This window comes from Pseudomonas sp. GW460-LB5 (assembly GCF_059423245.1).
Map to the genome: position 1 here is coordinate 43,145 of NZ_JBWKXT010000011.1, position 13,261 is coordinate 56,405.

Genomic DNA, 13,261 nt, shown 5'->3' on the forward strand with positions numbered 1-13,261 from the left:
GCTTGGTGGGGTCAGGACAGCGCCGCGAACGCATCGCGCAACTGCCCCAGGGCTTGTTCCAGTTCCTGCCGCGACGTGGCGAACGACAGACGAATGTAGGGCTCAAGGCCAAACGCCGAACCCGGGACGGTCGCGACCTTGCCAACGCGCAGCAGGTAGGCCGAAAGGTCGGCATCGTTACAAATGACCTGGCCATCGGGGGTGCGCTTGCCAATGAAGGCACTGACGTCAGGGAAGGCATAAAACGCGCCCTGTGGCATCTGCAATTGCAGGCCCGGGATCTGCGCCAACCCCTGTACCACCAGCGCGCCACGCGCCTGGTACTCGCGGTTGGCTTCGCGCACGAAGTTCTGCGGCCCGTTCAGCGCCGCCACGGCCGCCAGCTGCGAAATGCTCGACGGGCAGGTGGTGGTCTGCGATTGGGTCTTGTTCATCGCCACCACCAGGTCTTTTGGTCCGGCGGCGTAGCCAAGCCGGTAGCCGGTCATGGCATAGGCCTTGGACACACCGTTGATCAGCAAGGTGCGCTCACGCAACTGCGGGCAAGCCGTGACGAAGGACACGAACGGCTGATCACCCAGCACGATGTGCTCGTAGATCTCGTCAGAGATGATCAGCACGTTCGGGTGCCGCTCCAGCACCTTGCCCAACGCAGCAAACTCTTCTTGGGTGAAAATCGCACCGCTCGGGTTGTTCGGCGAGTTGAGCATCACCCAACGGGTGCGTGGGGTGATGGCAGCTTCCAGCTGTTCGGGCTTGAGCTTGAAGCCCTGCTGCGCGCTGCACGGGATGACCTTTGGCACGCCACCATTGAGCAGGGCCATGTCGGTATAAGACACCCAGTACGGCGCCGGGGTGATTACCTCGTCACCCGACTCGAGCGTAGCGAGGAAGGCATTGAACAACAGTTGCTTGGCACCATTGCCCACGCAGATTTCGTCCAGGCCATAGACCAGATCGTTTTCCCGGGCAAACTTGTCGACGATGGCCTGGCGCAACACTTCAAGGCCATTGGGCCCGGTGTAGTGGTTGTTGCCCGCGCGCATTGCCTGGTACGCGGCCTCGATAACGTGAGCCGGCACGTTGTAGTCTGGCTCGCCAAGGGCCAGGTTGATGACCGGTTCGCCCTGGGCCAGCATCTGCTTGGCCAGTACCGACACCGCCATGCTTGGCGAGCTTTTTACCGCACGCACGCGGCTGCTTTGCACGTCCATTTTCTAGCGCTCCTGGGCGGCGTCGAAGCCGTAGTCGTTGCGTGCCTGTTCGGCGCTGATGTAGCCCGCACGCACATCGCGTTCAACCTGTCTGGGGTCGCGCTGGCGCGGGTCACCGTAGCCACCACCACCGGGCAGGCGCAGCACCAGGCGACGCTCGGCAGGCACGAACTGCTGGCCCTTGCCGCGCAGCAGGCTGCCATCGTCCAGGCCGACAAAACCTTCGGCGCCCGCTTTGCCACCCTCCAGGCCGCGTGCCGCGTACTGGATACGGTCGAACATGGCACTGAAGCGGAAGCTGTAACCCTCGGCCGCCGACACTTCGATCTCCTGGCCCAGGCCGCCGCGCAACTGGCCGGCGCCACCAGAGCCTTCACGCAGCTCCTTGCGCCACACCACCACCGGGCCAGCATGCTCGGTGGCTTCCACCGGCATGGTGTGCACGCCGCTGGGGAACGCCGTGGCACTGAGGCCATCCATGGCCGAACGGGCACCCATGCCGCCACTGTTGAACATCAGCATCTCGGCATTCCGGCCAGTCGGGTTGCTTTCCAGCGGGCGCACGCTCAGGTGCAGGTTCCACAAGGCACTGGCGCCCTCGGCCGGCACTTTGCCGGGCAGGCACTTGTGCAGTGCGCCAAGCACCAGGTCGGGCACGAAATGGCCCAGCACATGGCGCACCGACACCGGCGCCGGGTGCTTGGCGTTGAGGATGCAGCCTTCCGGCGCAGTGACCTCGAACGGCGCCAACGATGCAGTGTTGTTCGGGATTTCCGGCGCGACGATGCATTTGAGGCCATAGCAAGCATAGGCCTTGGCGTAGCCCAGCGGCACGTTGATGCCGAACTGGCTCATGCCCGAAGTGCCGGTGAAATCGCTCTTGATGCCGTCGGAGCCAACAGTGAGGGTCACCACCAGGGTCACCGGCACGTCGTAGCCATCCAGGGTCATGCTGTTGGTGTAGGTACCGTGGGGCAACGACTTGAAGCATTCAAGGGTAGCGCGGCGGCTGTGCTCCAGGATGAAGCCACCGATGTGTTCCAGGTCGTCCAGCTTGAACTCTTCGAGCATGTCCAGCAGGCGTTTGTGACCGGTCTCGTTGCACGCCGACAGCGCATAGAAGTCGCCCACTACGCGGTCGTTCTCGCGCACGTTGTTGCGCAGGATGTTGATCAGGTCGCGGTTGACCTTGCCGCGCTCGAACAGCTTCATGATCGGGATGAAAAGCCCTTCCTCGTACACCTCGCGGGCATCGGGGCCAAAACCGCGGCCACCGATGTCCACCACGTGGGCGGTACTGGCGAAGTAGCCGATCAGCCTGCCTTTGTAGAACGACGGCGAAACGATGGTGATGTCGTGCAGGTGGCCGGTACCCTTCCACGGGTCGTTGGTCACGTACACATCGCCTTCGAAGATGTTGTCTTCGCCGATGTCGTTGATGAAGTGCACCACCGCCTCGGCCATGGTATTGACGTGGCCCGGGGTACCGGTGACTGCCTGGGCCAGCATGTTGCCGGCACGGTCGAACACCCCCGCAGACAGGTCGCCGGCTTCACGTACGCTGGTGGAAAACGCGGTGCGGATCAGGGTCAGCGCCTGCTCTTCGACCACCGAGACCAGGCGGTTCCACATCACCTGCATTTGAATGTCGATCAAAGTATCGCTCATGGTTCTGGCTTCCGAATCAGGCGTTAGCGGCGCACGACCAGCAGGCAGCCGTCTGGCTGGACCGTGGCGGTGAAGTTGGAGGTGACGAAGGTCGAAGTTTCGCGCTCGACGATGATCGCCGGGCCGTCCACACGGGCACCGACCTGCAGCTCTTCGCGTGGGTAGATGCCGGCTTCGACGAAACCGCCAGCGGCCACGTCGAACACCTGGCGCCGCGTGACTTCGTGGGCGCGGTAGGCAGCGCCCACTTCTTCGATGCGTGCCACCGGCGGCAGCGGCGAACTGGCCCGGACCGACCAGCTGACGATCTCGATGTCCGGTCCTTCGATGGGGCGGCCGAAGAAGCGGGTGTAGGCTTCTTCGAAGCGCGCCTTGAACTCTACCGTGTCGGCAGCGCTGAAGGCTTTGAAAGGCAGCGCGACGGGGATTTCCCAGCCCTGGCCGACATAGCGCATGAATGCGGTGCAGTCCATTTCCGGCTCGCCTTGCGGCATGCCCTGGCGCAGGAAGCCCAGCGACTCGGCTTTCATCTCGTCGATCAGGCCGTTGACTTGCGCGGCCTCGAACTCGGACAGGCGCACGAAGGCGCTGCGTACGGCCTCATAGCCGAACGGCGCACGCAGGAAGCCAATGGCCGAGCCCACCCCGGCACCGGCCGGGACGATGAAACGCGCCACGCCCATTTTTTCGCACAGCCGCGCAGCGTGTAGCGGGCCTCCACCACCAAAGGTGATCATGGTGTAGTCGGCGATGTCTTTGCCGCTTTCCACCGCGTGCACACGGCCGGCGTTGGCCATATTCTCGTCGACCACTTCGCACACGCCGAACGCTGCTGTGTCGGCCTGCATGCCCAGCGGCTGGCCGATCTCCCGGGCCATGGCGTTGGCGGCGTTGTCTCGGGACAGGCGTAGCGCGCCACCGGCGAAGTTGTCGGCATCCAGGCGACCAAGCAGCAGGTTGGCGTCGGTGATGGTCGGCTCCAGGCCGCCACGGCCATAGCAGGCCGGGCCAGGCTCGGACGCCGCGCTGTGCGGGCCCACGCGAATTTGGCGCATGCTGTCGATGCTGGCGATGGAACCACCACCCGCGCCGATCTCGACCATTTCCACCACCGGGATGGAAATCGGCATGCCGCTGCCCTTCTTGAAGCGGTAGGTACGTGCAACTTCGAAGGTTTTCGCGGTTTTCGGCACCTGGTCTTCGATCAGGCAGATTTTTGCCGTGGTGCCGCCCATGTCGAACGACAGCACGTTCTCCAGCTGGTAACGGCGGGCGATGTCGGCAGCAAAGATGGCACCACCGGCCGGGCCGGACTCCACCAGGCGCACCGGAAACTCTGCTGCGCTCTGCACCGAGATGATGCCGCCGCCGGAGTGAATCATGAACACCGGGCAATCGGCGCCCTCTTGCTTGAGGGTAACCACCAGGCGGTCCAGGTAGGATTTGATCAGCGGCTTGACGTAGGCATTGGCGCACACGGTATTGAAGCGCTCGAACTCGCGCATCTGCGGCGAGACTTCACTGGAGATGGAAATCGACAGCTGCGGCAGGCGCGCCTGCAGGGCATCGCGCAGCTGGCGCTCGTGGGCGCCGTTGACGTAGCTGTGAATGAAGCCGATGGCGACGCTCTGGTAGTTGCCTTCGGCGATGCGCTCGACCAGGGCATCGATTTCGGCCTGCGCAGGGGCAATCAGCACTTGGCCTTTGACATTCAGGCGTTCACGCAGGGTGTAGCGGTGTTCGCGGTCGATCAGCGGCGGCGGCAGGACGATGTTGATGTCGTACTGCTCGAAGCGGTTCTCGGTGCGCATTTCCAAGGTGTCGCGGAAGCCTTCGGTGGTGATGAAGGCTGTGCGTGCGCCACGGCGCTCGATCAGGGCGTTGGTGGCCAGGGTGGTACCGTGGATCAACTGATCAATGTCCGACAGCGCCAGGCCTGCCTGCTCCACCACCTGGCGCACGCCAGTGAGGATGGCCCGTTCGGGCAGCTCATAGTCGGTCAGGATCTTGGTCGAATGCAGCACGCCGTTCACGTCCAGCGCGATATCGGTGAAGGTCCCGCCTATGTCCACGCCGACCCGGCATGATGTCGCAGTCATCGTCATATCCCCTGCAGTGCTTTGTAGTTGTCTCGACCGGCTGAAACGGTCTTCATGTAAGTTATATGTTGTCTTACAGGTGGTCAAGCACCTATTTTCCGAAATCTCGCCTTCCTATGCCGGCTTCTGCTGGAGCGGTTCAGCGAGGCGCCAAACCGCCGCGAAGAGGCTGGCACAGGCAACACAACTGCTAGATCAACCCGCAGTCTTGACCATCCGCCCGCCACCCACCGCCTGCGCCGTGGGGAACACTTCCAGCCGCGACACATCCACCTGCCGGGGCATCTTCAGCGCCGCCAGCAGCAGCTGTGCGATGTCTTCCGGCTGGATCGACTCGTAGCCGTCATACAGCTCGCTACCCGCTGCCTGCATGCCCATCGCTGCCTTGTACAGCTGGGTCTGCACCCTGCCCGGGGCAATTTCGGTCACCCGCACCCCGCTGCCCAGCAGATCACAGCGCAAGGCATCGCAGAACAGGCTGACGCCGGCCTTGGACGCCCCGTACACCGCCGCACCAGGGTGCGGCGCGCGGCCGGCACTGGAGCCGATGAAAAACAGATGCCCCCTGCCCCGCCCGACCATGCCCGGCAACACCTGGCGCGCCAGGTGCAGCGGCGCCTTGAGGTTGATGTCGAGCATATTGTCGATTTCGGCTTCGTCGATGTCCTGGAACGCCGCACGGGTAGACAGAATGCCCGCGTTGTTGACCAGCACATCCACCGCCTGCCCTTCCAGCGCGGCAGCCAGCGACCGGTAGTCGCGCACATCCGCCTGCAAGGTGGTCACACCTGGCTCGCCAGCAAGCTCCGCCAGCGCCTGCGGGCTGCGCCCCACGGCAATCACCTGCAGGCCGGCGTCACGCAGCGCCAGCACGATGGCCTTGCCGATACCGCTGGTAGCCCCGCTCACCAGCGCGCGCTGGTAGCCCTCGGGGAATGCGACTTCAGGCATAGATGTAACCCCCGCTGACAATCACGTTTTCACCCGTGGCATAGCTGTTGCGGCTACTGCCCATCATCACGATCCACTCGGCGATTTCTGCCGGCTCCGCCGCGCGGCCCAGCGGGTTGGCGGCGGCCAGTTCGCCAAGGAAGCCCAACTGCTTGGCGCGCTCGGTGGCAAAACCGGCCGGCGCCACCGAGTTGACCAGGATCTGGTCCTTGGCACAGGCCTGGGCGAACGACTTGGTCAGGCTTACCACCGCAGCCTTGGTCGCCGCATAGTGGGCGTTTTGCGGGTGGGCCTTGAAGGCATCCACCGAGGTGACGTTGACGATGCGCCCGGTCACCGCCGGGGCTGCCACGTACTGCTGCATGTGGCGCACCGCCGCGACCATCATGTGGTAGGTGCCCTTGATGTTCACGGCGTTTTCCAGGTCCCACTCTTCGTCGGTGATCTCGAAGATGTCCTGGCGCGGGTAGATGGCCGCGCTGTTGACCAGGCAATGCACCCGTCCCAGGCCTTCAACGATCTGTGCGAAGGCTGCGTGGGCGGTGTCCTTGCGGGCAATGTCACCGACTGCGATTGCCACCTCCACACCCTGCCCGCGCAGCTCTTCTGCAGCTTGTACCAACAATTGCTCGTTGCGGTCGATCAGGCCGATTTTGCCAGCGCCACGCTTGACCATCAGCCGGGCTGTTTCCAGGCCCAGACCCGAGGCACCACCTACGATCACCACCGTTTGATTATCCACAAAACACCTCCGCGATTGAGTCTTTACGTAAGATGCCTGTTGTCTTACATTTGGTCAAACATCAATTCGCCGACAGGTGCTGCCATGCCCGCTTCCAGCCTCTCGCCCGTACCTACCCCACACGCCCGGGACCGCTTGCTGGATGCGGCCACCGCGCTGTTTGCCAGCCATGGCTACCAGGCCATCGGCCTGCGTGACCTGGCCAGTCACCTGGGCCTGCGCGCCGGCTCGCTGTATCACCATATCGATACCAAACAGGGCCTGCTGTTCGAGCTGATCGAGTCGAGCCTGACCGACCTGCTGTATGAAACCCGACAATGCCTCAAAGGCGCCCGAGCCACCAGTGAACGCTTGCCCTGTTTTGTACAGGCCTTTGTGACCTACAGCCAAGCCAACCCGGACAAGCTGGTGTTGATGACGCGGGAGGCCATGAATCTGAACGAGGAGCAACTGTTGCAAGTGGAACAGTTGAAAGCTGAATACAGCGGGCTACTCAGCGACATCGTCGCCGCCGAGTGCGGCCTGACGACTCCGCGCGCGCGGTCGATTGCCCATGCAGTGCTGGGCTTGCTGTGCGGGCAGGCGCAATGGGGGACTGTAATGACTGCCAAGGAGCAACTGGTGACCTTCGTGCAGGGCATCGTCGGTACCGGCAAAACAGCCGTACATCGATAAAATAGAATAACAATATAAATTCTTATTCTTTTTTTAATGAAAAATAATCCTCTATAACTCTCGCCACTGCACAGCCGCCAACACTTGGTCAACTGTTGGCAGCGCAACACCCGATCAACACGAAACGCCCGTCCGGCAACAGCAGCTCGCCTTTGCAAAGTTGCTGACTTGTTGATTTATAGGGATTTTTTAATTCGGCACGACGATTGCTCAAGCAAAGTCCCGCTCAACCAGAACCGGAGACCTGCCCATGAGCACCCCACTGAACGTCGTAGCCCTGTCCGGCGGTACTTCCCGCCCTTCGCGCACCCTGGCCCTGACCGAGGCAATCCTGGCCGAACTGGCCGAACACCTGCACATCAAGCCGCACCTGATCGAACTGGGCGACATCGCCCGCCCGCTGGGCAGTGCCCTGTGGCGCAGCGAACTGCCCGAAACCGTCGAACAGCAGCTGCGCCTGGTGGAAAAGGCCGACCTGCTGGTGGTGACCACACCCGTGTACCGTGGCAGTTTCACCGGCCACTTCAAGCACCTGTTCGACCTGATCGGCCAGGACGCCCTGGTCGACACCCCGGTACTGCTCGCTGCCACCGGTGGCAGCGAACGCCATGCACTGGTGCTCGACCACCAGCTGCGCCCGCTGTTCAGCTTCCTGCAGGCCCTGACCCTGCCCATCGGCGTGTTCGCCAGCCAGGCGGAACTGGCCGACTATCGGGTGTCCAGCGATGCCCTCGCCGCCCGCATCCGCCTGGCCGCCGAGCGTGCCGTGCCGCTGTTCGGCGCCCACCACGCATTGCGTAAAAGCGCCTGAGGAGCGGCCATGAATGCACCTGTAAATGCCCCCCTGCGCCCGGCGTTGGCAATCGCCCGAGAACTGGCCGGGCAGTTTGCCCAGACCGCCGTCGAGCGCGACGAGCGCGGCGGCACGCCAAAAGCCGAGCGCGATGCGCTGCGTGGCAGCGGCCTGCTGTCGCTGGCGATCCCGCAGGCCTTCGGCGGCCAGGGCGCCAACTGGCACGACACCTTCGCGGTGGTGCGCGAATTCGCCCGGGTCGACAGCTCCATCGCCCATGTATTCGGCTTTCACCACCTGATGCTGGCCACCGTTCGCCTGTTCTCACGCCCGGACCAGTGGCAGCCGTGGTTTGAACAGACCGCCCGCAAACAGTGGTTCTGGGGTAATGCCCTGAACCCGCTGGACACGCGCACGGTGGTCAAGCACTTCGACGGCTGGTGCGAGTTCTCTGGCAAGAAAAGCTTCTGCTCCGGCGCCAGCGACTCAGAAATGCTCATCGCCTCGGCGGTGGACGAACGTGCCGGCGGCAAACTGCTGATCGCCGCCATTCCCAGCGGCCGCACCGGCATCAGCCTGCACCGCGACTGGAACAACATCGGCCAGCGCCAGACCGACAGTGGCAGCGCCACATTCGAACGTGTGCGGGTCGAGCACAATGAACTGCTGCTCGACCCAGGCCCCCTGAGCACGCCGTTTGCCGCCCTGCGGCCGCTGATTGCCCAGTTGCACTTCGCCAACCTGTTCCTCGGCATTGCCGAGGGCGCCTTCGACGAAGCCCGTCAGTACACGCTCAAGGAAAGCCGGCCGTGGTTCCGCTCCAGCGCCGCCAGCAGTGCCGAAGACCCTTACGTGCTGCGTCATTACGGCGAGTTCTGGGTCGGCCTGGAAAGCGTGCGCCTGCTGATCGAACGGGCCGCGCGCCAACTGGACGCCGCCTGGGCCAAGGAACATGCCCTCACCGCCGAGGAGCGCGGCGACCTGGCGCTGGCCATCGGCACCGCCAAGGTCGCCGCCAGCCGTCACGGCCTGGACATCTGCAACCGCCTGTTCGAAGTCACCGGTGCCCGTGCCACCCATGCCTCGCTGCGCTTCGACCGGCACTGGCGCAACCTGCGCACACAAACCCTGCACGACCCGGTGGACTACCGCATCCACGAACTCGGCGAGTGGGCCCTCAACGACAAACGTCCTGCCCCATCCTTCTACTCCTGAGGACTGCCCATGCAACTGCTGACCCTCCCCCCGTCACCGACACTGGCCACCTCGATCAGGGCGACCGCACAGGTCTTCGAAGACCCCAGATCGCAGGCGCTGCTCGCTCACTTGCAACAGGTCGCCCCCAGCGAGGCCAGCGTCCTGATCATTGGCGAAACCGGCACGGGCAAGGAGCTGGTCGCGCGCCACATCCACAACCTCAGCGGCCGGCGCAACGGGCCGTTCGTTGCGGTCAACTGCGGCGCATTCTCCGAATCGCTGGTGGAAGCCGAACTGTTCGGCCATGAAAAAGGCGCCTTCACCGGCGCCCTGTCGGCCAAGGCCGGCTGGTTCGAGGAGGCCAACGGCGGCACCCTGTTCCTCGACGAGATCGGCGACTTGCCACTGCCGATCCAGGTCAAGCTGCTGCGCGTGTTGCAGGAGCGCGAGGTGGTACGGCTTGGGTCGCGCAAGAGCATCCCGATCAACGTGCGGGTACTGGCTGCGACCAACGTGCAGCTGGAAAAGGCCATCAACGCCGGGCATTTCCGTGAGGACCTGTACTACCGGCTGAACGTGGTGACCTTGCAGTTGCACCCGTTGCGCGACCGCCCGGGTGACATCCTGCCGCTGGCCCGGCACTTCATCCGCACTTACAGCGACCGGCTTGGCTACGGACCGGTGGAACTGAGCCCCAAGGCACAGGCCAAGCTGGTGGAATACAGTTGGCCGGGCAATATCCGCGAGCTGGAAAACGTGATTCACCACAGCTTGCTGACCTGTGGCGACGGTACGATACAGGCACAGGACCTGCGTTTGTCCAACCTGCGCATCGAGCGACAAGAAGAGGAGCCGGCAGGCAATGATGTGGAGGACCTGCTACAGCGGGCGTTCAGCCGGCTGTACGAGGAGCAGTCGGGCGACCTGTACGAGAAAGTGGAAAACGCCCTGCTGCGCTCGGCCTATCGGTTCTGCCATTACAATCAGGTGCATACCGCGCAATTGCTGGGGTTATCGCGCAACATCACCCGCACGCGACTGATTGCGATTGGCGAGCTGGTGGTGAACAAGCGGCGCGGGCAGGAACAGCAGGCGCTGGATAACCGGGTGGTGCGGTTGTCGATCTGAGTTTTGTAATGCCTGAGCCGGCCCTTTCGCGGCTAAAGCCGCTCCCACAGGGACAGCGCAAGCTTGAAGCTTATGCAGTACCTGTGGGAGCGGGCGTGCCCGCGAATGGGTCAGGATGCCGTGCGCGGCATCAGTTCATACGGGTGCTTCCAGCCTGGCAGCGCCTGGATCCGCGCCTTCCACGCCTCGATATGGGTGAACTCCGCCAATGGAATACCGGTGTCTTCCGGCATGAATACATACCCCGCCAACGACAGGTCGGCGATGGTCAGCCGGCCGCCAACCATGAACGGCGTCTTCGCCAGGTGCGCGTCGACAATGCGGTAAGCCGCCGTGGCACGCTCACGCAGGAACCGGGTCACGTCCGTTTCGCCGGTATTCTTCAGGCAGAACAGAAAGCGCAGCGCGGCGTAATAGCTGGTGAACTTGTGGTTGTCGAACAGCATCCAGCGCCAGATCTCGCGCTTTTCGTCATCGTCACGGGGCCCGAACTGGCCGGTCTGTTCGGCGAGGTAGTCCAGAATCAGCGCAGACTGGGTGAAACGCTTGCCAGCGTGCTCCATCACCGGCACCTCGCCCTGCTCGTTCACCTCATCGCGCCAGGTTTGCTCACGGGTCTGGCCATGGAAGAAGTCGACGAACACCGGCTGCCAGTCCTGGCCCGTGAGTTCGAGCATCAGCGCAGCCTTGTAGGCGTTGCCGGATTCGGCGAAGCAATGCAGCTTGTAGTCGGGCATGGTGGGACCTTCAGTTTCCTTTGAATGATCGTGTCGAGTCATTCACGGGTTCACCCGCGAAGAAGCCGTAGCGCCGAGCAAATCACGCTCGGCCCGGCGCGGTCAATCCGTCCGCAGGCAATCCTGCAGCCATAACATCCCGTTCCCCGTCCCTCCCGTCATAGTCCCCGCCCAACCGCCAATGCCATATAGTGGACAAAAAAACACGGATAAAACCATGTACAGAAACACCTCTACCCCCGCGCACGACAACGGTTGCGGCGGTTTCGGCGCCAACCCACGCCACATCGCCCGTGCCGGACGCCAGCATCGCGATTCGTTCGAGCGGCGCTTCCCGATGCTGTCTGGCATGGCGTTTGAATAGACGTGGGTGCCTCGATGGGCCTGTCGCGCAACCACCTGTCGCGCTTCGGTACCCTCGCTCCCAACGTGCATGCGGCGCTGTGCTGCAACGGCCTTGCCATCACCCGTGGCACAGCTACCGTTACCCTGCTGGCCGACTGGGTGAGCGGCGAACGCGACGCGCTGATCGACGTCCTTCTGGGCTCCGCAGGCCCCAACCGCAACCCGCCGGAGCCGCTGCTGAGCGCCGGCGTCAACCTCAACCTGCACCGGGGCCAGCGCCGCGCCGGCCTGCAAAGCTGATCAGGAGGCACCATGCATAGCCTTGGCATTCTCGGGGTGGGCGAGCTCACCGAAAAAACAGTCATCGGCCTGCGTCGCAGCGGTTTCGAAGGCCCCATCCTGTTGTCACCGCGCAATGCGCAACGGGCAGCCGTGCTGGCCCAGGAGCATGGTTGCCAGGTGCTGGCAAGCAACCAGGCAGTGGTCGACCAGGCAGAACTTGTGATCCTTGGCGTGCGCCCGCAATCGCTCGCCGAACTGGCAAATGACGTACAGCTGCGCTCAGGCCAGCGCCTGGTCTCGCTCGCCGCCGGGGTCAACCTTGCGCAACTGTCCACCGCGTTCCCTGGTGCCCTCTGTGTGCGTGCGATGCTGTCGTATGCGGCGCAGTACAACCAGTCCACGGTAGTGGTGTGCCCACCCGATGCGCTCACTACGCAGTACCTGGAGCCACTGGGCAAACTGGTGGTGCTGCAGGGCGAGCCGGAATTCGAGCTGGCCACCGTGGCGGCGTGCATGAATGGCTGGTTCTACTTCTTGCTACACGACCTGCAGCAGTGGCTGATGGACAAAGGCCTGCCCGCAACCGAAGCGCGTGCGCTGGTGCTGGGCAACCTGCAAGACTGCGTGGCCAGTGCCGGGCAGCAGCCAGCGTGTACGCTCAAGGCCTTGGGCGAGGCCATTGCCACGCCGGGCACCTTTACTGCCGATGGCCTCGCGGTGCTGATGCATCAGCCGGTAAGCGCCACCTGGGGCGCGGCATGCGAGGTGGTGCTAGACGGGCTGTTGACGCGGTCAGGGCGGGCCGGGCACTAAGGGATGATCGAACGTATCAGCCCCGGTAAACGGACCAGCCGTTTTCGTGTGCTTTGCCCGGGGGAAGACCACCAACCAGTTGGCCTGCCCCTGCCTCGGGGGCCGCGCGGCGGCCCCGACAATCTCCAGCCTGCAAAGGGAACTACCCGCCCCCCTGGCCCTCTTAAACACTGAGTGGTTTATTTCCCTGTGCTTCACGTATTGGAGAACTCGACATGCGCCACCTACTCCTCGCCCCTGCGCTGCTGCTCCTGCTGCCTGCCGGTGCTGCCCTGGCCCGCGTCGATGCGGGCGACGTCGCCACCTCAGCCGGTGTTTCCGCTTCGCTGTATTCGACCTTCAAGGACGACAAACGGATCATCCCGGCCCGTGACGAGCTTTCTGCCTTCGTCGCCAGCGGCGGTGCAATCCGTGGCGCCTATGTAGAGTCGGCGCTGGAACAGGCGCGCAAGGACCACCCAGGGCTACAGGCCAATGATGAAGAACTGGCCAGGGCTATTCTTTCTCAGGATGACCGCATAGCCGATCATTGAGGCAATCCTGTGCCGGCCGGCAGTACAGGTTGTTGACCGAAGCAAACACGGTGCTCAAGGTCAGATCACTGAGCGATTGCAGGG

Annotated in this window: 14 protein-coding genes; 8 read left to right on the forward strand and 6 right to left on the reverse strand. The window is 63.5% G+C overall.

Annotated features, from left to right (window positions below):
• Positions 1–11: 11 nt before the first annotated feature.
• The 5 genes from AC07XM_RS09270 to AC07XM_RS09290 form a co-directional block, all read right to left on the reverse strand.
• The gene (locus AC07XM_RS09270) at positions 12–1,214 is read right to left on the reverse strand and encodes a pyridoxal phosphate-dependent aminotransferase (protein ID WP_016487597.1); all 1,203 of its coding nucleotides are present in this window, start codon (positions 1,212–1,214) and stop codon (positions 12–14) included.
• Positions 1,215–1,217: 3 nt separating this feature from the next.
• Positions 1,218–2,882 (reverse strand): hydantoinase B/oxoprolinase family protein, encoded by a 1,665-nt coding sequence (locus AC07XM_RS09275; protein ID WP_016487598.1) that lies wholly within the window; start codon positions 2,880–2,882, stop codon positions 1,218–1,220.
• Positions 2,883–2,905: 23 nt separating this feature from the next.
• Complete coding sequence (locus tag AC07XM_RS09280) at positions 2,906–4,981, reverse strand: hydantoinase/oxoprolinase family protein (RefSeq protein WP_095115473.1); 2,076 nt, start codon at positions 4,979–4,981, stop codon at positions 2,906–2,908.
• 195 nt (positions 4,982–5,176) lie between these two features.
• A complete protein-coding gene (locus tag AC07XM_RS09285; RefSeq protein ID WP_102689033.1) occupies positions 5,177–5,932 on the reverse strand; it encodes an SDR family oxidoreductase in 756 nt (251 codons plus the stop codon).
• Positions 5,925–6,674 (reverse strand): SDR family NAD(P)-dependent oxidoreductase, encoded by a 750-nt coding sequence (locus AC07XM_RS09290; RefSeq protein ID WP_016487600.1) that lies wholly within the window; start codon positions 6,672–6,674, stop codon positions 5,925–5,927. Before AC07XM_RS09290 ends, AC07XM_RS09285 begins: the two co-directional genes overlap by 8 nt.
• Positions 6,675–6,758: 84 nt before the next feature.
• On the opposite strand from AC07XM_RS09290, the gene AC07XM_RS09295 reads away from it, so the two are divergent.
• From AC07XM_RS09295 to sfnR, 4 genes are all read left to right on the forward strand, one after another.
• Positions 6,759–7,349: a TetR/AcrR family transcriptional regulator gene (locus AC07XM_RS09295; protein ID WP_102689034.1), complete on the forward strand. Its 591-nt coding sequence runs from the start codon at positions 6,759–6,761 to the stop codon at positions 7,347–7,349.
• 250 nt (positions 7,350–7,599) lie between these two features.
• Positions 7,600–8,160, forward strand: a complete 561-nt coding sequence (msuE, locus tag AC07XM_RS09300) for an FMN reductase (protein ID WP_016487602.1) — start codon at positions 7,600–7,602, stop codon at positions 8,158–8,160.
• A 9-nt stretch (positions 8,161–8,169) separates the two neighbouring features.
• The gene (locus AC07XM_RS09305) at positions 8,170–9,357 is read left to right on the forward strand and encodes an acyl-CoA dehydrogenase family protein (protein ID WP_016487603.1); all 1,188 of its coding nucleotides are present in this window, start codon (positions 8,170–8,172) and stop codon (positions 9,355–9,357) included.
• Positions 9,358–9,366: 9 nt separating this feature from the next.
• Entirely contained in the window at positions 9,367–10,467 is a 1,101-nt protein-coding gene (gene sfnR / locus AC07XM_RS09310) for a sigma54-dependent transcriptional activator SfnR (RefSeq protein WP_023048998.1), read from the forward strand.
• Positions 10,468–10,577: 110 nt separating this feature from the next.
• Here the strand turns inward: sfnR and AC07XM_RS09315 are convergent, their stop codons facing one another.
• Positions 10,578–11,204 (reverse strand): glutathione S-transferase family protein, encoded by a 627-nt coding sequence (locus tag AC07XM_RS09315; RefSeq protein WP_023048997.1) that lies wholly within the window; start codon positions 11,202–11,204, stop codon positions 10,578–10,580.
• Between the two features lie 217 nt (positions 11,205–11,421).
• On the opposite strand from AC07XM_RS09315, the gene AC07XM_RS09320 reads away from it, so the two are divergent.
• The 4 genes from AC07XM_RS09320 (at position 11,422) to AC07XM_RS09335 (ending at position 13,177) form a co-directional block, all read left to right on the forward strand.
• Complete coding sequence (locus tag AC07XM_RS09320) at positions 11,422–11,568, forward strand: hypothetical protein (protein ID WP_016487606.1); 147 nt, start codon at positions 11,422–11,424, stop codon at positions 11,566–11,568.
• A 14-nt stretch (positions 11,569–11,582) separates the two neighbouring features.
• Positions 11,583–11,849 carry a hypothetical protein gene (locus AC07XM_RS09325; RefSeq protein WP_408981013.1) on the forward strand — a complete coding sequence of 89 codons (267 nt, stop codon included), beginning with the start codon at positions 11,583–11,585 and terminating at the stop codon, positions 11,847–11,849.
• 12 nt (positions 11,850–11,861) lie between these two features.
• The gene (locus AC07XM_RS09330; protein ID WP_016487608.1) at positions 11,862–12,644 is read left to right on the forward strand and encodes an NAD(P)-binding domain-containing protein; all 783 of its coding nucleotides are present in this window, start codon (positions 11,862–11,864) and stop codon (positions 12,642–12,644) included.
• A gap of 215 nt (positions 12,645–12,859) precedes the next feature.
• Positions 12,860–13,177: a DUF2388 domain-containing protein gene (locus AC07XM_RS09335; protein ID WP_016487609.1), complete on the forward strand. Its 318-nt coding sequence runs from the start codon at positions 12,860–12,862 to the stop codon at positions 13,175–13,177.
• Positions 13,178–13,261: the final 84 nt, after the last annotated feature.

What these genes read in the sequence shown, in the direction of transcription:
- sfnR (WP_023048998.1), top strand. Translation starts at nt 9,367, where the DNA reads ATGCAACTGCTGACCCTCCCCCCGTCACCGACACTGGCCACCTCGATC.
- AC07XM_RS09305 (WP_016487603.1), top strand. Translation starts at nt 8,170, where the DNA reads ATGAATGCACCTGTAAATGCCCCCCTGCGCCCGGCGTTGGCAATCGCC.
- AC07XM_RS09275 (WP_016487598.1), bottom strand. Translation starts at nt 2,882, where the DNA reads ATGAGCGATACTTTGATCGACATTCAAATGCAGGTGATGTGGAACCGC.
- AC07XM_RS09320 (WP_016487606.1), top strand. Translation starts at nt 11,422, where the DNA reads ATGTACAGAAACACCTCTACCCCCGCGCACGACAACGGTTGCGGCGGT.
- AC07XM_RS09280 (WP_095115473.1), bottom strand. Translation starts at nt 4,981, where the DNA reads ATGACTGCGACATCATGCCGGGTCGGCGTGGACATAGGCGGGACCTTC.
- AC07XM_RS09295 (WP_102689034.1), top strand. Translation starts at nt 6,759, where the DNA reads ATGCCCGCTTCCAGCCTCTCGCCCGTACCTACCCCACACGCCCGGGAC.
- AC07XM_RS09335 (WP_016487609.1), top strand. Translation starts at nt 12,860, where the DNA reads ATGCGCCACCTACTCCTCGCCCCTGCGCTGCTGCTCCTGCTGCCTGCC.
- AC07XM_RS09285 (WP_102689033.1), bottom strand. Translation starts at nt 5,932, where the DNA reads ATGCCTGAAGTCGCATTCCCCGAGGGCTACCAGCGCGCGCTGGTGAGC.
- AC07XM_RS09315 (WP_023048997.1), bottom strand. Translation starts at nt 11,204, where the DNA reads ATGCCCGACTACAAGCTGCATTGCTTCGCCGAATCCGGCAACGCCTAC.
- AC07XM_RS09325 (WP_408981013.1), top strand. Translation starts at nt 11,583, where the DNA reads ATGGGCCTGTCGCGCAACCACCTGTCGCGCTTCGGTACCCTCGCTCCC.
- AC07XM_RS09330 (WP_016487608.1), top strand. Translation starts at nt 11,862, where the DNA reads ATGCATAGCCTTGGCATTCTCGGGGTGGGCGAGCTCACCGAAAAAACA.
- AC07XM_RS09270 (WP_016487597.1), bottom strand. Translation starts at nt 1,214, where the DNA reads ATGGACGTGCAAAGCAGCCGCGTGCGTGCGGTAAAAAGCTCGCCAAGC.
- msuE (WP_016487602.1), top strand. Translation starts at nt 7,600, where the DNA reads ATGAGCACCCCACTGAACGTCGTAGCCCTGTCCGGCGGTACTTCCCGC.